13 protein-coding genes are annotated in these 18,259 nt (G+C 41.5%); 6 read left to right on the plus strand and 7 right to left on the minus strand.

Features of this window, described 5'->3' with window-relative positions; all coding sequences use genetic code 11:
* Nucleotides 1-581 precede the first annotated feature (581 nt).
* The 5 genes from MSVAZ_RS00965 to MSVAZ_RS00985 all read right to left on the minus strand — a co-directional run bounded on the left by MSVAZ_RS00965 (nt 582) and on the right by MSVAZ_RS00985 (nt 6,425).
* Nucleotides 582-1,721 (minus strand): radical SAM protein, encoded by a 1,140-nt coding sequence (locus MSVAZ_RS00965; RefSeq protein WP_048116883.1) that lies wholly within the window; start codon nt 1,719-1,721, stop codon nt 582-584.
* Nucleotides 1,722-1,791: 70 nt separating this feature from the next.
* Nucleotides 1,792-2,949, minus strand: a complete 1,158-nt coding sequence (locus MSVAZ_RS00970; RefSeq protein WP_048116893.1) for an NAD(P)/FAD-dependent oxidoreductase — start codon at nt 2,947-2,949, stop codon at nt 1,792-1,794.
* A 16-nt stretch (nt 2,950-2,965) separates the two neighbouring features.
* Complete coding sequence (locus tag MSVAZ_RS00975) at nt 2,966-3,907, minus strand: UbiA prenyltransferase family protein (protein ID WP_048116895.1); 942 nt, start codon at nt 3,905-3,907, stop codon at nt 2,966-2,968.
* Between the two features lie 258 nt (nt 3,908-4,165).
* On the minus strand, nt 4,166-5,638 hold the full coding sequence (gene tgtA / locus MSVAZ_RS00980) for a tRNA guanosine(15) transglycosylase TgtA (RefSeq protein WP_048116898.1): 1,473 nt from the start codon (nt 5,636-5,638) through the stop codon (nt 4,166-4,168).
* A gap of 199 nt (nt 5,639-5,837) precedes the next feature.
* On the minus strand, nt 5,838-6,425 hold the full coding sequence (locus MSVAZ_RS00985; protein ID WP_048116901.1) for a pyruvate kinase alpha/beta domain-containing protein: 588 nt from the start codon (nt 6,423-6,425) through the stop codon (nt 5,838-5,840).
* A gap of 522 nt (nt 6,426-6,947) precedes the next feature.
* On the opposite strand from MSVAZ_RS00985, the gene MSVAZ_RS00990 reads away from it, so the two are divergent.
* Entirely contained in the window at nt 6,948-7,694 is a 747-nt protein-coding gene (locus MSVAZ_RS00990; RefSeq protein ID WP_048116904.1) for a proteasome assembly chaperone family protein, read from the plus strand.
* Nucleotides 7,695-7,698: 4 nt separating this feature from the next.
* Nucleotides 7,699-8,088 (plus strand): DUF473 domain-containing protein, encoded by a 390-nt coding sequence (locus MSVAZ_RS00995; protein ID WP_048116907.1) that lies wholly within the window; start codon nt 7,699-7,701, stop codon nt 8,086-8,088.
* Between the two features lie 339 nt (nt 8,089-8,427).
* Here MSVAZ_RS00995 and thsA read toward each other — a convergent pair whose 3' ends face one another.
* Nucleotides 8,428-10,062, minus strand: a complete 1,635-nt coding sequence (gene thsA / locus MSVAZ_RS01000; RefSeq protein ID WP_048116909.1) for a thermosome subunit alpha — start codon at nt 10,060-10,062, stop codon at nt 8,428-8,430.
* A 641-nt stretch (nt 10,063-10,703) separates the two neighbouring features.
* Here thsA and MSVAZ_RS01005 point away from each other — a divergent pair.
* The 4 genes from MSVAZ_RS01005 to MSVAZ_RS01020 all read left to right on the plus strand — a co-directional run bounded on the left by MSVAZ_RS01005 (nt 10,704) and on the right by MSVAZ_RS01020 (nt 14,801).
* Nucleotides 10,704-11,042, plus strand: coding sequence for a hypothetical protein (locus MSVAZ_RS01005; RefSeq protein ID WP_084626039.1), 339 nt, complete (start codon nt 10,704-10,706; stop codon nt 11,040-11,042).
* Between the two features lie 606 nt (nt 11,043-11,648).
* Nucleotides 11,649-12,236, plus strand: coding sequence for a DUF2795 domain-containing protein (locus MSVAZ_RS01010; RefSeq protein WP_232316167.1), 588 nt, complete (start codon nt 11,649-11,651; stop codon nt 12,234-12,236).
* Between the two features lie 907 nt (nt 12,237-13,143).
* A complete protein-coding gene (locus tag MSVAZ_RS01015; RefSeq protein ID WP_048116910.1) occupies nt 13,144-14,625 on the plus strand; it encodes a PI-PLC domain-containing protein in 1,482 nt (493 codons plus the stop codon).
* Nucleotides 14,622-14,801, plus strand: coding sequence for a hypothetical protein (locus MSVAZ_RS01020; RefSeq protein WP_048116912.1), 180 nt, complete (start codon nt 14,622-14,624; stop codon nt 14,799-14,801). The genes MSVAZ_RS01015 and MSVAZ_RS01020 overlap by 4 nt, the downstream gene beginning before the upstream one ends.
* A 340-nt stretch (nt 14,802-15,141) precedes the next feature.
* On the opposite strand, the gene MSVAZ_RS01025 is transcribed toward MSVAZ_RS01020, so the two are convergent.
* Nucleotides 15,142-18,189 (minus strand): FAD-binding and (Fe-S)-binding domain-containing protein, encoded by a 3,048-nt coding sequence (locus MSVAZ_RS01025; protein WP_048116914.1) that lies wholly within the window; start codon nt 18,187-18,189, stop codon nt 15,142-15,144.
* Nucleotides 18,190-18,259: the final 70 nt, after the last annotated feature.

Raw genomic sequence — 18,259 nt, forward strand, 5'->3', positions numbered from 1 at the left:
TAACGTGTGGCTCAACTCCAATGACACATATAAACACTGGATCGTTTTTCCATTAAAGTTTAGTATGGTAGATTATATTTGGATCATATGTAAACCTCACAACTGCACACAATTAGGAAGCACCATTTCAAAATCGCCATCATCAAAAATTATCGAAAATGAAATGTCGACCTGCCGAATCTAGTGTATCGATTCCAAAGTATATCAGAAATGAATTTTTATGAAATTCACCCTAAAATACGAACTTTATCATATTTAGTTCGTATGAGCTTTTCATGAATAATGGACTTGTAACCTTTGATGGAACGAAGGTTCTCACAGCAGCAGATACGATCGATTTGTTAATTTCATTCCAATGAAGTTCAGGCCTATTTTTGAAGTTAATATAATTACAGGTCTTTGGTACGTGGAGACAGTATCCAGAATTTACTGAAAATTCAAAGTCAAATTTTTGTATATTGAGCATAATTTAGTACTCTTGTTATTGGATTTTCAAACAAGAAACTTATTAAAATTTCTAATTTTATAGGTAAATTGGAACACTGCCCCAAATTACCTTAAAACCTTCACTTGTTCTTGGTTTACTCTGAAAGCTTCAGGTACTTCTCCCTGAACTCGGGATTCCTCATAAGGCAGCACTTTGCATTATATGCAGGGTCTTTCCTGATCTTTTTCCAGACATCCTTTATCCTGTCCCTATGGACGTTCCCATAGGGGATTGGGATACAGGCACAGGGCAGAATATTCCCTTCCGGGGTAATATGGAGCCATTTTCGGCCTGCCATACAGCCTGTGGTCTTCATAACCTGCGGGATAGGGAAGATTCTGGGACCTTCTTTCTCCCTGGCTCCGGATACGAAATTCTCAAATTTTCTCAGGTCCTTTGGAGTCATGATTTCAGAGGCGTGGTCCATCCACCTGCCCGTAGGAACTATTTCGTAGAAGGAGAGTTCATGGACTCCAAGCTCGGATGCAAGAACATACAGTTCTTCAAGCTCATTCACATTGTCCCTGGAAAGTACTACATATATATTCACAAGCAGTCCTGCCTTAAGGCCGTTTTTGACGGCTTCTACCGCACTATTAAAAACTCCTTTCCTGCCTCTTACATAATCGTGTTTATCTTCATACGGGCTGTCAAAACTGACGGTAAGAGAATAAAGGCCTGCCTCTTTCAGTCTTCTGGCTCGCTCTTCGGTCAGCCCCACCCCTGAGGTAAACATGCCTGTAATGGCTTTTTCAGGGTCTACATATCTTATCAGGTCTTCAAGTCCAGGATAGGTTAGAGGTTCCCCTCCGTCAAAAATAACAAAAGTTGTGCCCATTTCGAGCACCTGGTCGATCGTAGATTTTACAATATCAGAGGCAAGCTTTTTCCTATTTTTCGTGTCAGGCAAGGCACAGTGAATACAGTTGTTAGGGCATTCTTCGGTGATAGAAATAGTTACCTGGTCCGGAATCATTTTTCCCAGAATAAAAGAAAGCTGGCTTTTTACCAGGCGATCAAAGCCCTTACTTGGCACCGGGGGCATCCAGGTTGAACAGATGAGCCTGTCGGCTTCGACCTTTGCAGGCTTTTCGCCTTCAAAAATTGAGAGGTTTTTCTCAAGAGTTTTTCTCATAAGGATGGACGCAGCCCCGCTGGTTTTCATCCTCATGTGTCCGTCTTCGATCTCGGCATAAACTCTAAAAAGAGGGCTTTTATAGAAATCGTATTGCATATTGTTCCTGCACCTGACATTTGATAATGTCCATATCGGTTCGTTCTCTTTTGCTCTTTTAAATTTCAGTTTATTTATTCCTGAGGAGTGCCCTGAACTTTAAGATCGCAGAGGGTTTTTTCTTTAGCATGAACGCAAAAACCTGCATAGCCTGCTCAACTGAACTTCCATGAATAAACGAGAGGTCCTCCTTTTCGAAGACCGTAGTCATCTCATCAATTTCCCTGTCCGTCATTTTTCTTAGAGTCTCAAGCCCTATTCGGCCCAGGTAGTGTTCGGCCAGAAACTCTTTTTCCCAGTTCTTCCGGTAAGCCAACAGGGCAGATTTTGAGACATCTCCTTTGCTTATGGCGTCTGCAGCGACATCTCCACATATCTGGCCTGCCCTCATTGCATAACCTATTCCCGACTGACCTGCTGCCCCGCCAACGACCATTATCCCGTCGGTTATGTAGTCACCTGGAATGGTCACAATAGGGTCTCCTCCTGACAGTTTTCTTACAACTTCAAGCTCGTCGAGCCCTTTAAGCTTTTTGAAATTTTCAACCCAGGCATTAAGGTAAGGCGTTGCATCAGTTCCGCACCGGCGCACATAGGCTCCGATTGCGGCATTATCTCCTCCTCTTGGAGAGTATGTAGTTTTCCAGCCTGGGGCATGATTCCCTACATAATACTCAAACATCTCTGGTTTCCCAAGTCCGGGACTTTTAATATCCAGTTCAATTCCCCAGGCAATATCTTCGGGATGTTTCATTGTTTTCAGGCCCACAAGGGAAGCCATTTTTGAATTTATGCCGTCGGAGATAATAACCAGTTTTGAGGTAAATACTCCGGCAGAAGTGTTGACAGTAAATTTATCTCCTTCCTTCTGAATATTCTGTACTTTCACTCCTGTTCGAATATCTACGCCGGTTTTCATTATTTTCTTTGCATAAAACTTGTCGAAAGCCGTTTTATCAATAGCGTATCCAGTAGTTTCAACTTCGACTGCCCTTCCTGACGGGGAAATAATCTTCATGCCTTTGAGATAATGCAGGACATAAGAAGGGTCTACCTTTTCTCCGCATTTATCGAGCATCCCCTTAAAAAAAGAGTTTGCAGGATGGGGAAGATGCCCTATTTCTTCTTTTTTTTCCAGCAAAAGGACCGCTGCTCCTTTCTCACAGGCGTTCCTTGCAGCCATCAGTCCTGCAGGAGATGCCCCTATTACGATAATATCCGCGTCCATTTTTTTTCTACCTGTTTTACCAGAGAATGGAGGTGTAGCCCCCTGCATAAATGCACAGCACTACGTCAAAAATCATTGATCCAAACATAATTGCCCTATAATTTGAACCATTAAGAAAGAGCCTGCCACCTCTCTCCGGGGTAGGATGTTTGATAAAATCGAGACACTGAGTAAGCATCCAGAGTCCTGAAGTAAGAGCTCCTGCAAAGTATACAGGTCCAAGACGAGCCGACCAGCCTATGATTAGTGAAGCGATGACTCCTACAATCCACCAGAAAGTAACGAATCTGGCAGTGAAAGGGATTCCAAAGGTTACGGGCATCGTTGGAGCACCTTTCATTCTGTCCCCTTCCACATCTCTGGAAACTCCTCCGAGGGTAAAAGCCCAGTCCGTAACGCAAATCATTAGCCCGAAACAAATAGCTGGTAAAGGAAGGATTACCCCATCGCTGCCTTTCAGGATTCCTGCAGGGTCAAAGGCAAGCCAGATACCCACGGGTACGAGTCCGTAAGAAATACCTACTGGCAAAAAACTGAGGAAAGTATTCCTTTTTGCAAAAATTGAATATATTGTGATAACTGAAGCCGCAATAATAAGGGTTACGAGAGACTCAGGGTTCAGGTAAGTGGCTGCTGCTCCCGCAATTACTAATAAAAAGATGGTATAAGCAAGCGCAGAACTTTTTGACACTCTCGAAGAGGGTAAGGGACGGCCAGGCAGGTTGATCGTGTCAATGTCTATATCACAGCAGTCATTGAAAACGTATGAGCTTGTAATGGCTGCAAAGCCACCTATTACCGCGATAATAAAGGGAATAAGCTCAGGAAGTCCTCCGGTCGCCAGGTAGGAAGCAAGGATTGCGCTTGAGGCAGGCAGGGTAAGGTCCATGTAGTAGAGTTCGGGTCTCAACAGCCGCAGATAAGGACTAAGCTCACCGATTCTTGCTGTAAGGGACAATAGTTTCACCTATACTTTTCTGGTTTGTACGAAAGTTTTTGTATAGAGCTTTGTATTTCAGCTCTTTTCCTGTTTAGAGGATTCTTTGCAGGTAATTCTATAAAGGTTTGCACCTCAAAAAAGTTTTCTTTTTATCTCTTTTGAGGCACATTTTGATTGCCAGTAGATTTAAGGATTTCAAGGGATCAGGAACTAAAAGTATCCGGTACTCTTAATCGGCTACCCAAAATTTATTTTTTTCCAATTTTTCCTGTATATTTATTCTTTTTTCCAATCTTTCCTGTATACCAGTTTTGCCCTTTTTGTTATTTCTTCAATTAGAGGGTGCTTGAATTCCTCCTCGCAAATAAAAGTAAACTCGGCTTCAGGGTTCAGGTCCATCAGTTTAAGAGTGTTTGAAAGAGCTGTATTGAGTGATTCGTAATCCGGGAATTTTGGAACTTCAGCATTGAAAGGATACACTTCTTCCATTTCGGTAGGAAACGCTCCAAAAGGTGCTTTGAAAGTAAGAATCTGGTCGTAATCTTTCTCTCCTTTTATTGGCCCTGTCCTAATAATTACCGAGCCTTGCAGGCTGAACCTATCCAGCCGTTTTCCAAAACGCATGACTTCGGGGCGGGAGGAGGACTCAGGTCCGCAGTAGAAGAAGGTGCCTTTTGTAGCCGGATCAAGCTGTTCAAGCCAGGAAGAGTGAGTGTAAAGCTTCTTCAGTCCATCCAGAAGTTTTGGATGGGCACGACAGCGCTGCTCCACAAGTTCGAGCAATTTCCCATCTTTTATGCACTGCTTAATCAGCCGGATTTCAGCAAAGGTCGCGTAAAGGTTGTGCCTTCCAAGAAGCTCTTCCCTGTTGTCGGCTTTTTTCAATTCTTCTGCCGTGTACTTTGAACAGACCGGACAGGAACAGGGCAGATAGTTCAGCTTTTCAACGTGGTAAGTTCCATTCACAGTAATATAGCGCCCGTCCTTGGCGTAAAGAGCATAGGCTGCCGAATCAAAAAGGTCACAGCCCATTGCTACTGCAAGGGCAAACATCATTGGGTGGCCTGCTCCAAAAAGATGGACCGGAGAAGCTGGAGAGAGCCCTTTTTTAGACGCAGCAATCACATCAACAAGTTCCGCATAACGGTAGGCTTCCATGAGCGGGACAACTGCTCCAAGCGGGTAAACTTCAAAATTAAGGTCTTTCAGGTGGGAAGCAGCTTTTTCCCTCAATTCAGGATATGTTGAACCCTGAACTGGCCCTGCAAGAAGCTGCTCGCCCTGGATAAACTTGCGTGCCGCTTCAAGGCGTTCAGCTGTGATTGCAAGTTCTTCTTCAGCCCGTCGGTAGTGGACATCAGGGGGCGTAGGGATATCCAGCGGAACAATAATGTCGCTTCCTATCTTTTGCTGGAACCCGAGAATTTCCTCATTCGTAACTTCGACGGACCCATATACAGAAAGCTGGAAAGAACCCGAATCCGTCATAATGGGACCATCAAAACCCAGAAGTCCATGCAGCCCTTTTTCCAGGGCGACACTTTTCAGTTCTTCCTTGCGGTAAATAATGTAAGAATTAGTAATCAGAATCTCTGCCCCGAAGTTTCGCATTTCTTTCGGGGGAATAAGCTGAATATTTGGATTAATCACAGGCATAACGGTAGGCGTCTCAATAGTCCCATGGGGAGTCCTGAGCCTTCCTATCCTTCCGCCTGCATCCTTGTCGAGTATTTCAAATATTGCTGACATGCCGGCGTTATAGATGTCTCTCAGATATATTTATCTTTGGGGAATAGCGAGAAGCCAGGGTAATTCTAGTAAATCACCTGAGCTTCCTCATCGATCTCAAATGAAGAGCTGAATCACCTGTATCAAGGATTTATGTTTCCCCTGTTTTTTCTTGTTTTTTCCTTGTTTTTTCTTTTCTTTTTCTTTTCTTTTTCTCATCTTAATCTTCTTTAGCTCGCGGCATGGCAATAATCTCACGAACCTGAAGAGAGAAGAAATCTCCGCTGTGGGCTGGCCTGAGTACTAGGGCTACGTCTGCACCATGCCTTGTGCCTCCTATCGCTATGATCTCTGTGTTGTCGGAAACCGGGATATGGCCTGAGTCGGCTGCCATAACTGCGACCTCAATGGCTACCTTGAAGCCTTTTCCGAAGAGAGATCTGAGGGTGTCCGAAACGACTTCTACTCTGGAAAATCCCCCGAATTTTTTTGTGATTGAGCGCTCGACTCCTGAGAATATATGTGATTGAGTTGTTATTACCGCCCCAAGGTCTTCAAGTTTCTTTTTGTATTCCTCTTCTACTTCCCATTCGCCTTTCTTATTCTGCCCGTACTGGTGGCTTATTCCAATAACTTTTATGCCGCTGCCCTTTACAGCCTCTGCCATTTTTAGTGCGGTTTTTCCGCTGGTGCTTGCCACCACAATATGGGATATTTGAAGTTCTGCCGCTCTTGTCGCTGCTGCTGTAATAACGGCGTCTGTATTTGACTCTCCTACACTGTCAAAATAGAGAATAGATTTTTCCATGATTTTTCTCTTCCTGTGTTCGAATTTTTCTTTCGATTAGCTCTTTTACTGTATCCGGATGTTTCTTTCGATTAGCTCTTTTACTGTATCCGGATGTTTCTTTCGATTAGCTCTCTTCCTGTGTCCGGATGTTTTTTATATGAAATGTTTTCCCATATTCGGATGTTTCTTTCCATGAACTCTTTTACTGTTTTCTTTTACTGTTTTTCTTGTGTATTATGTTTTTTTCGTTTGCGTTTTTTATCGAATCAGGTTTCTGTTAAGTTTTAAAGTTGAAAGTGAAGATTTGAATTTATTATCTTTCTTTATCAGAGTTATTTTTCTCTATCAGGAGAAAAGATATATATTAAAAAGATTCTCTTTTTATCAAAAAGAGAGTTCGGTGGTCAGAGCCTCGGGTTCATTGTATATTTCTTATTATATGCGTTCAGGGGTTAACGTAGATCGGACTGCTGAGAATCTTGTTTATCTAGGATTAGCTCAGATATAATCATAGGGGTTGTATTTCTCTGAGGTGGTTACTTGTCAAATACAGATTATGACAACAACGACGTGAAGATTATTACCAAACCTGTGCAGTCAAAAAATCCTGTTTTGATTGAAGGTTTTCCCGGAATCGGACTTGTGGGGAATATTGCAAGTCAACATATGATAGAAGAATTGAAAATGGAATACATTGGCTCTATTGAATCAAGGTATTTCCCCTCGATTGCAGTACTTTACGAGGGGCTTATAAATATGCCTGTGAGGATTTATGAAAGCGTGGAACATAACCTGATTGTTGTAATTTCCGATATCCCAATCAGTCACACTGTCTCCTACGATGTTAGTAATGCTCTGGTGGACTGGGCTGAGTCTATTAACGTAAGAGAAATTGCTTCCATTGCAGGAATTGCCATAATGGACGGAGGGCATAAAGTCTTTGGGGCAGCCACCACCCCGGAGATGCTGAATAAAATTAAGGAAAAAGTAGAAGTTTTCCAGATGGGAACTATCTCCGGGATTTCAGGTAGTGTAATGGCTGAATGTCTGCTGCGTGGAATTCCTGCATTTAGCCTGCTTGGTGCTACCAGGACCCAGAACCCTGACCCAAGAGCTGCTTCTGCTGTTGTCGAAGTTTTAAACGAGCTATATGGGCTTTCAATAAGTACAGTTCGGCTTATAGAGCAAGCTGAACGCATAGAGGTCGAACTCCAGAGGCTTGCTGAAGATGTTCAGACTTCAGAGCAGAAAGGAGAAGTAAAGAAGGAGTTCCCAATGTACGGGTGATCCCATGGAGTACATCGCGTTAACAGGAATTGCTGATTCTCTTATCGAGGTCTTGAAGAAACACAATCTCAGGACTCTTGAGATTCGGAGTCCTCAAAACTTCGTAGGAGTACTCGGGCTCAATGCAGGAGATAGCGTTCTCCTGACCTCCACCAGCCTTCAGGATCTCACGAATGGGACTCAGGGTCTCATAGCAAAGGTTGTACAGAAGCAGATCTCGGTTCATTCCATTGTCAGTTCGAACGATTTCTACATTGAAGAACGAGAAGCTATGTCAGCCCGTATCCAGCTTCAGTGCAGGTGTATGGCAAGGGTAAGAAATGTTATTTCAAGCGAGCTTGGGAAACCAGTCCTGGTAGACGCCAGGGAAATTTCTTGCTATGAAGCCAGATAACAATTTTCGGCTCTTCGTTGTTTTGTGTGGCTATCCTCATAATGTCCCCATAAAAACCAATGCGGCCTTGAATTGAAAATCATCTTATCCATAGGGAATGGCGAAGAACCCAATTCACCTTTCACTTTAGCAATTCAGTATCATTCAGTATATAAACTCAAAAACGTCTTTTTTGAATTTTTTAGATTTTTTTGGTTTTGGAAACCCTGAAGTTATGATTTGTTTCCTAAATGATTTAAAAAAGATTTGAAAACTCTTCTAAATAACTGTCCTGAAATTAAAAAAGAAAGTTTCAGGAATGCTGAAAATTTTCGGCACTCCTGGATTTATACTTCAAATTTACATCATATCTTCAGGCATTCCGCCGCCTGGCATTGCTCCCGGACCACCCATTTTGGCTGGACTGGACGAGGCAATTACATCATCGATTCTGAGAATCATAATTGCGGCTTCGGTGGCTGCATTGATTGCCTGGGTCTTGATCCTGAGAGGTTCGACAACGTTATTTTCGAACATGTCCTCGATCTTGCCGGTGTAAACATTGAGTCCGGCACGCTTGTTTCCTTTCTCGTGCTGGGAGCGCATTTCTACAAGCATATCGATTGGGTCAAGTCCTGCATTTTCTGCAAGGGTACTGGGAATAATCTCGAGAGACTCGGCGAATTTCATTACAGCAAGCTGCTCCCTGCCTTTAAGGGTTGCTGCGTATTCCTTGAGCCTGAGGGACAGTTCTATTTCTGGAGAGCCGCCACCCACAACGATCTTCTGGTCTTCGAGAGCAACGCCCACTACTCTGAGAGCGTCTTCGAGTGCTCTTTCAATTCCTTCCACGACATGCTCGGTTCCGCCGCGCAGAAGAATTGAGGTAGCTTTGCTGTCCTTGCAACCTGTAACGAATGTCATCCTTGAGCCTGTAACGTCTTTTTCCTCTACAAGCCCTGCATAGCCAAGGTCAGATTCCTCAATTTCGTCAAGGCTGGTGATAATTTTTGCGTCAGTTGCACGGGAAAGTTTATCCATGTCGCTCTTCTTCACCCTGCGCATGCCAAAGATCCCTGCTTTTGTCAGGTAATACTGAGCAAGGTCATCGATTCCTTTCTGGCAGAAGACAACGTTTGCGCCTGTCCTGATTACCTTGTCCACAATTTCCTTGAGCATTGCTTCTTCCTGGTCTAAGAAGAGCTGCATCTGGTCAGGAGTGGTGATCTTTATTTCGGCTTTAGTCTCGGTTTTCTTGAGCTCAATTGGTACGCTTAAGAGCAGGACTTTTGCGTTCTCCACTACTTCTGGCATGGCTGGGTGGACACGTTCTTTGTCGACAATTACACCCTCAACAATCTCAGAGTCCTTGATGCTTCCGCCGGGTCTCTTCTCGACTTTGATATCCTCGATGTCCACAGTGATTTTTCCATCTTCGCTTTTCTCAGCAACCGACTTAACGGCCTCGACTGCAAGCCTGGAAAGATGTTCCTTGTTAGCCTCTGCACCCTTTCCTGTTATGGCTGTGGATGCGAGTTTTTCTAGAGTTTCGGTATCTTCAGGAGATGCACTGATAGTGATTGTCTCTAATATCTTTGTAGCCTGATCTGATGCAAGCCTGTAGCCACTTGCAATGACTGTTGGGTGGACTCCGCTTTCCAGCAGGTCTTCTGCTTTTGTCAAGAATTCCCCTGCAAGTACGGCTGCGGTGGTGGTCCCATCTCCGACTTCTGCATCCTGGGTCTTGGCTACTTCTACGATCATCTTTGCACCTGGGTGCTCGATGTCCATTTCTTTGAGGATTGTTGCTCCGTCATTGGTGATAACAACATCACCCATGGAGTCTACAAGCATCTTGTCCATACCCTTGGGTCCAAGAGTGGTTCTTACTGCTTCAGCAACTGCCTTTGCGGCCATAATATTGTTGTGCTGGGCATCGGAACCATGAGTTCTCTTGCTGCCTTCTCTTAAAATAAAGATCGGTTGTGCTGCCAAGCTTTAATCTCCTTTTAATGATATGAATTTCTATGAATTTTTATTAGTTGTATTCCTGAGCACGTTACCTTTGTGCGTATTTCCTATTCTTAATGCAAGCACTTCTATATAAGAATTTCTCCGGAGCGTAATATCTCAATTTAAAAAAAGGGTCTCCTGAATCTCTTAATACCTTTTTCGGTTCTTCTTCCAGGTGTATTAAGAGTCTATCCAAAAAGTCAATAATGGCTTTTGTAATAGTTATAATAGGTTTATAATATCGTGTATTCTTTCCTATCATGCGTATTGCCGATTGTTAAGGTTTTGTAGGTCAAGCGCTCTTCGAATAGTATCTAAGCTCCATGTTTTTAATAAAGAGCAATTATTTATAAGCGGGGATATATTATTAATCTATTATATTAAGCCATTATATTACACATTTCAATTTTTGATACTTTTGTATAATTTCAACTCACAAAAGTATAATTATAATAATCTAGCAAAATGGCTACTATCCAGTGATTGTTGTCCCAATTTGACAGGGGGTCGGAATGTCAGTTATATTAATCTTCTATACTCAATTTTTATGTTAATCAGTTTTATATTCTTGAATCAGTATGTTCAGTTGAATCAAATGAACAAGTTCGTCCAGGGGGTATGGAATGAATCTCAAATTGATAGTTTCTCTACTGTTGATGTGTTTAGTTTTTTCTCTTGGATCTGCTCAAGCACAGATGTGGAGGAATAGTTGTGAGCCTGTGAAGGTATCTGGTATTACACTTGATACGTTTGAGTGCATGAAGAAAAAGCTTCAAGACTACGGCATTGACGTTCCACCGGGAAACAAAGGAGAACTTTCGGGAAAAGGGATTATTGGAAGTTTTGAATGGGATGGAAAATCTGATCTTACTCTCATAATTACGAAAAAACCTTTTTTTATTAGCTGTAGAACAGCAGATCGGGAAATAACAAAATTCATAGATGAATGCAAAATTTTGTGAGAAATAGCTTGATTTAAATGTGTGGGCGAGAAGAAACTGGTGCCATGAAAATTTAATTGTGAAACATTAAAGGGCATAGGTACTCATAGCAAACCTATATTATCAAGTTCCTTGAGTAAAGAAATTCTGCGTTTATTCAGGTGGTTCATAACTTAATTTTCACGACACTAGATACTTTTTATTAGTTTTTGATTTTTGATCTTTCTAATTAGTGCCATCATTTTTCCTATTGATTATGAATTCTTTCTGATGGAATATTGGGTATCAATCAGAGAAACAAGGGTATGTAAAATTTCAACTTATTGTTATATTTAGTAAGACTGTTCTGTTTAGTAAGACTGTTCCGTTTAGTAAGACTGTTCTGTTTAGTAAGACTGTTCTGTTTAGTAAGACTGTTCTGTTTAGTAAGACTGTTCTGTTTAGTAAGACTGTTCTGTTTTTATATGTACATCTAAAAAGTAGGAGATTTTTTGGAAATATACTATTTGTTGAGTAAATATATGATAACGTTGACTGAATAACCTCAACATTTAATTTATATCGGTTTCTTATTTATATTTCTCTAGATATTATATTAGATAAATACAATCTCCTTGTTGATACAATTTGAAATCACCTTCATTGGCGCGTAAAAGAATTATAAATCAAACAGATGTATATGTAAAATTGTATCAAATTTATCAAAATGTTGAAAGTGGACAAACTCCACAAATTCCACAGAAAACAGACCGATATACGTCTACAGAAAAATACGTCCACAGAAAACAAACCAATATACGGGGGAAAAATCAAATGCAGGAAAGTGCTACTGAAGTACATAATGCGATTCAGAAAGCTTTACAAGCTTTTCAAGATATGAAATATCCTGTTACGAAATGGCAACTTATTGATAAAGCTAAAAGTCTTAATGCCCGTAACGAAGTAATACAAGCTATTGAAAACATTCCAGACAAGGAATACCACAGCTCTTCGGATGTTCTCCAGGAATTCAAAGGTATTCAGAATGTTATGCAAGCTTTTAGAGATGTAAAGTTCCCTGCAACAAGGAATCAACTCGTAGAGGAAGCTAAAAAACTTAATGCTCGTAGTGAAGTGATAAACATTCTCGAGTCTTGTTCAGACCGGGAATACACAAACTTTTCCGATGTCATCAAGGAATGTAAAGGTAAAGGTGAATTGGCAAAGCCGCGGTAAATACAATACCTTAATTTATGGATGAGCTCATCAAGGTGGTTCAATCCAGATTGAGATGTCTATGAGTTCATCCAAAACTAATTTTATTTCCAAATCCTGGCTGGTCTGGGAATAAGAAGTGCTTGTGAAAATAGTCTGGCTTACATAAAAGAACAGTCTGCTGGTAGCTTCCATAAAGTAAAATCTTAAAAAATTGATTGAAGGGATTCTGAGGTTCTCCCTTCGTGTTTTTCTTCACAGATTTTGTGCAAAGGACTCTCAGTGCTTTTTTATACTTAATCGTGTTGTGAAGTCAGCAGGGGAATGAGCTCGGGAAGCGTGAATTAAAGGGAAAATTCGGTTTACAAAATTCGGTTTACAAAATTCGGTTTACAAAAATCCGATCACATCTACAAGTTCCTGAAAACGATAAGTACTGAAATGCATGTATATTTTTTCCTTATGGTTGGCAACGTGCCTGTTTTTCAGATTTTCTCAATAACTCACGGACACGACCAATATTCTTAGGCGCCATATCCACAGGCCTTACTGAACTTTTGAACGCCGCCAGTTACAAGCCTATCCAAAAAAATACTTATCTGGCCCATATCAAAATCAAGTTTGTTTTTAAATCAAAAAAAATTCAGAAATATTTTAATGAGCCGAAGCTTTTTATTTCTCTATGATACGAGATGAAATGAAGCGATTTTAAGTTTTTAGATCAGCTCTATTTATATTCGGTTAAGATACAATCTATAAGAAATATGTTATTTTTATTTCCACTTCTGTAAACCTATAAATGTAAATCGAGATGCATAAAAATGTAAATCGAGATGCATAGATAATTGCAATAGTTATTTTGACTTTGGCATATTCCTTAACCAAATACAAATGGATAGAATTGAAATAACAACATAAGGGAGAAAGTATGTCATCAAAATTGATTGTTCCAGTAGAAACATTTATGTCAACTAAAGGAATAGAACGCTACGTATTTCTGGATAATGAATATTTTACCATCGCTTTTTATGCTTCTGGCTCAAAATCAGTTTCTTTCTCTAATTCTCATCCAATGTGTAAGGGCAGCTTCCATATTAATATCTTAAATGATGGTGGAAGTTTCTCCTGGACAATCGCTTATAAAAAACAAGTACTTATAAAGCACTTTGCCGAGATTAATCATTTACTGGGTAATTTATTGAATTCTGACTTAAATAATATGATGTCTACTCAATCAATAATCACCCATGATTATGCATTATCATATGGGTTTTATGACTGTGGGAGCAGGTCGATTGAGGTTCATTTGACCAACCATGATCGTTCCTATGTTTACCTCACCAAAAATTATTCAGAATGGATGAAAGACCTCTCCAGTGAAGAACCTAAGTTTTTGGAAAGACCATTAAACGTATTAGCTTTGCCTGGAGCTCATGATGCAGGAATGTTTGAAATCTTCAATCCCGGGTCCATACTTAAAAATAAAGATTTCTTAAATCGAATCCACTCACATTTTAAAGACTCTCTTATGAGTAAATCTATGAATTTTTCTGATATTACTGATTATCTTGAGCGAATCATAATTAACATAGCTTGTACGCAAAAAGATGATATTAACACCATGCTTGATCTGGGAATCAGGTATTTCGATTTTCGTCCGGGATATTGTTACGGATCTCTTAAGAGCATTCCAGAATTTAAGGGCAAAATTCTCCACCAGCATGGGTTTGTTCCAGGTTATTCTTACTATGGTTTCTTGTGCGACATATTAAAATGGCTCTCAGAGCATCCCAGTGAAATTGTTGTCGTTAATCTCAACTTCCAGGGCTTTGAAGAATCTTCGATGAAACCCAACGCTGACTACCTTATGAGGTTATTATCAGATTCTCAGGTGGCTACTAACACTCTTAATATAGCTATTGGGAATAAGACCGACTTAAGTGTGATGATTAAACAATTGCTAAATGAAAACAAGCGTTTGATTTTCCTGAACCAGATAGAAGCAAGCTCTAATACGCATAAGTATGAGGCATGTAAGTACGATTCCTATAATGACAATTATGCGACTACAAACGTGAAGAAAATTCTTACTGTATTGAACCAAATGCGTTTTTATCCGCCAGAAGGTCAAGATTACACGGTACTGCAACTTCAAGGTACTGCAACTGCAGATGTAATTGCATGCTCAACATCAGTACTTGATGCAATTGGCCCGTTTAGCAGTGATGCAATGTCTCCTTTGATGTCAACTAAAGCTGCTTTTGATTACTCAACATATCCCTGGATTATAAATAATGTGCCAGAGAAGTTTTCGCCTAACACTTTATTAGTATTCCTCAATGACTTTGTTGATAATGCACTTGTCAAGCACTCAATTGATATCACACTCAAGCGGATTTTAGCCTCGTGACTATAGGTACACCAAATCAACTTGGTGAATTCGAGTCCGAGCTAACTGCTTCCCTGTTTGGAGTTGTACCTGCTGTGTTAATTGGTGGAATTGGTTCAATAGTTATTGCAGTTCTATGGATGAAGCTGTTTCCAGAGCTTTTGCATGCAAGTAAATTGGGATATTCAACTGACTAATACTTCGTATTCCAAAATACGCTCACAAACCTGAAATTTTAAATAAATTCATTGGTCAATGATTTTTCAGGTTGTATCCGTGAGTTATTGATCAATTCCAAAAAAGAGAGTACATTCTCCACGTTTGAAAAAATAGAAATGTATCCTTTGCTTACGTTTTTCAATAACTCATACCCATTACTATTTTTCATTCAATAAAGTATTCATTTTGAAATCGATAAACTATTTTAAAATACATAAAAAGAGTTTTAGTGAGATCTCCTGTACGAACCGTTATCGTATAGTAATCGTTAGTGAGATCTCACATACTAATTGTTAGTGAGTTTTCATTTACCAATGCTTAATGCGTCTTTATGTACTCAATCATGCGCGGAGTCAGCAGAGGAATAAGCTCCGGAAGCATATTCGGCATCAAATTATCCATAGCCTTTGGCATAAGGTCAGGAAGCTGCTCTCTCATGTAGTCAGGCATAGGAACTTTCTTTTCTACAGCTTTGAGCATATCAGGCATGACTTTCGGCATAACCATCGGCATGAGCCTGGGCATCATAATCGGCATCATTGGTTTCATCATGGCATCCATGCCAGGCACATATTTGACCATCTTCATCATTGCCTGAAGTGGTGCTGGCATCGCTGCCATCATCTGGGGCATGAGTTCAACCATCAGGTTGGTCATATTCTCAGGCTGCATGAGGTCGATCATCTTTTCAAAGGGGACCCACGATTCTAGGGTATAGGAGGTTGAGTCAGGGATATTGTATCCAAGGCTTCTGCCCACAAGAGCTCCCAGATCCTGAGCCTGGATATTGAGGTTGCCTTCCTTTGCTGCTACACGGAACTGGAAAATACAGCAAGGGCAAAGCGCTGCAATAATATCGGCTTTAACATCAAGGGCTTCCTGGAGTCTCATATCTCCCAGTTTGTATGCAACCGGCGGTTCGGCTATAAGGCTTACAACCGAGCCACAGCAGTGGGCTCTTTCCCGGTTGTACTCAAGTTCCCTGAACTTTATTCCAGGTATAGCTTTGAGCAGTTCTCTGGGCGGTTCGTATATTTCGCCTCCTGCTCTCCCAAGGTGACAGGAATCATGCCACGCTACCACTTTATCTAGAGGCTGTTTAAACTTTGGCTTGAGGACATCGAGATGATCCACGAGCACTTCAGAGTAATGTTTTGCCTCAAGCCCATACTCGATACCCAGCTTTTTCGCCCACTGAGGATAGACCGTATGCCACATGAGCCAGCAGGCAGGGCAGGAAGTGATTACGGTTTTTACGCCCTTCTTTTTCATGTTTGAGACATTCATTCTCATTATTTTTTCAAAAACGTCCCATCTTCCGGCAACAAGCATAGGAATTCCGCAGCAGGCTTCCTTGTCTAAAAGACTTGTAAACTCTACTCCTGCATCATCAAGCATACGGACAGCCCCTATAGCAACGTCATTTTCAACAAAGGAGGCTGTACAGCCCGCAAAATAGGCGTATTCGGCTTTATCCTTAATCTTTGCCCTGATATCCTCTGGAACCCATTTATCACGGTCTTTTCTGTAGTTTGCCCAGATATTTCTTTCTTTTAAGAGGCTTGCTGCCATAATCTCAAAAGGCGGGAAGGTCATCTTCTTCTTTTCCTGGACAAGTTTTCCCCGCATGGTCATCCAGGCATGTTCGATTGGCATGTCAAGCTCGCAGCGGGAATCGCACATCTGGCAGGTAGTACAAGCAAGGAAAGTATTTGTCTGTCTCTGGTCAAGTTTTTCCCGGCCTGCCAGGTATTCCTTGATAAAAAACCATTTTCCACGAGGTGACTGCGACTCCCAGCCTCTGCCATAATATTGGTCGCACTCGCTCACGCAGTACCCGCACTGAGAACAGGAATAGGCAAGCTCTGCGACTTCTGCAGGGATCTCTTTCTCGTCTTTGAAAGAAACCTTGCCAATTCCGGACATGTTTCCGGCTATTCTGCCAAATGGTTCAAAGGCAGAGCCCATTGATACTGCAGTGTTCAGAAGCCCTTTTCCCTCCAGGGTTTCAGGGTTCATGATACCGTTAGGATCAATTTCTTTTCTCAGGGCCTCTATTTCAGCAATTCTTTCACCAAAGACACTTTTTCTCTTTGAAGCGAAGAAAAGCCCTGAAGAATAAGCCCTTCCACCATTTTCTTCTGCAATTTTCAAAATGCTCAGGGAAAGAGCAAAAGCTGTATTAAAGAGCACGGAGCGCTCCGAATGGCGCATGAAACAGAGTAAAACCACATACCCATCGCTTATAACCATGCCTTCGGTAAGCACAGGCAATTTTATTTTCTTCCCGATTTCTTCAAAAGCACTGTCCATTTTCTCAAGAGGCACCAGGACTTCTGCCGGGATAAACGAAGGACCCAACCTCTTTACTTTCATGGACTTGAACCATTCATCGGTCTCGTATTTTGCAATTTCTTCCGGAAGGATTGTCCCACCTGCACCTTCGATTGCTTCCCTCAGACCGGAGACGTCTCTTGAGGCAGGGTACATGAAAGTTGAAACGTAAGATACCGGCAACACTGGTCTGTCTTTATCCACTATTTCTTCATAGTGGAGTTTCCTGGGCGCTTTATTTTTCATATCCGCCCATTCGGGGTTCAGGAAGGAAATTGACCAGAGAGGGATATTTTTTCTTTTTATCTCTTCTACTGCCTTTTTCAGGGCTGAAGCGCTTGGGAAACTGACAGAAACAGCTTTTCTCTCTTCGAACTTCTGGACTTTCAGGGTTATCTCAGTAATAATCCCTATGGTTCCCATTGTCCCGATTAACTTTTTCAGTTCAGGGCCTGAAAACTCCCGGATCTCTCCTGTGGGAAGCACAACTCTGGCTTTTTCCATACTCTCGTGGCCCCAGCCAAACTCATAACTTCCATAACCGGCTCCGCTCTGGGACAACCATCCTCCAACTGTCGAAGAAGGAGCGCTTGAAGGAATTGCTTGTAATGAAAGCTCTTTTTCTTTTAGTTTCCTTTCCAGCTTTTCCCAGATTATACCACTCTGCACAACCGCTTTCTGCCCTTCGGTATCGATGCTTATGATATTATTCAGTGGTGTAACATCGGCAACGATCCCTCCTTTTGTTGGAATTACCCCTCCGTATCCTGAAGAGGCTCCCGCGCGGGGTACAACCGGAATCTTATGCCTGTTTGCGAATTTAAGTAGCTTTACTGCGTCTTCTTCGGTCCGGATTTTTACGACGGCTGCAGGGTTAGTATCCCCAATTACCTTCTTAACAAGTGGAGGTAAAGCTCCCATATCGTGGTTGTAATAGTGGCGTTCCCGTTTGTCAAGATTGACATATTCCCCAAAGAGTTCGGAGATTTCTTTTTTCTGAGCTTCTGAAAGTTCCGCTACGCGACTGGTCATGTTTTTTCTCCTAATCTAGCTAATTTGTAGACACTTTCCAGTATGCACATTTTGTCATGTTAAAGTCAAA

It is taken from the genome of Methanosarcina vacuolata Z-761 (genome assembly GCF_000969905.1).
GTDB classification, from domain to species: domain Archaea; phylum Halobacteriota; class Methanosarcinia; order Methanosarcinales; family Methanosarcinaceae; genus Methanosarcina; species Methanosarcina vacuolata.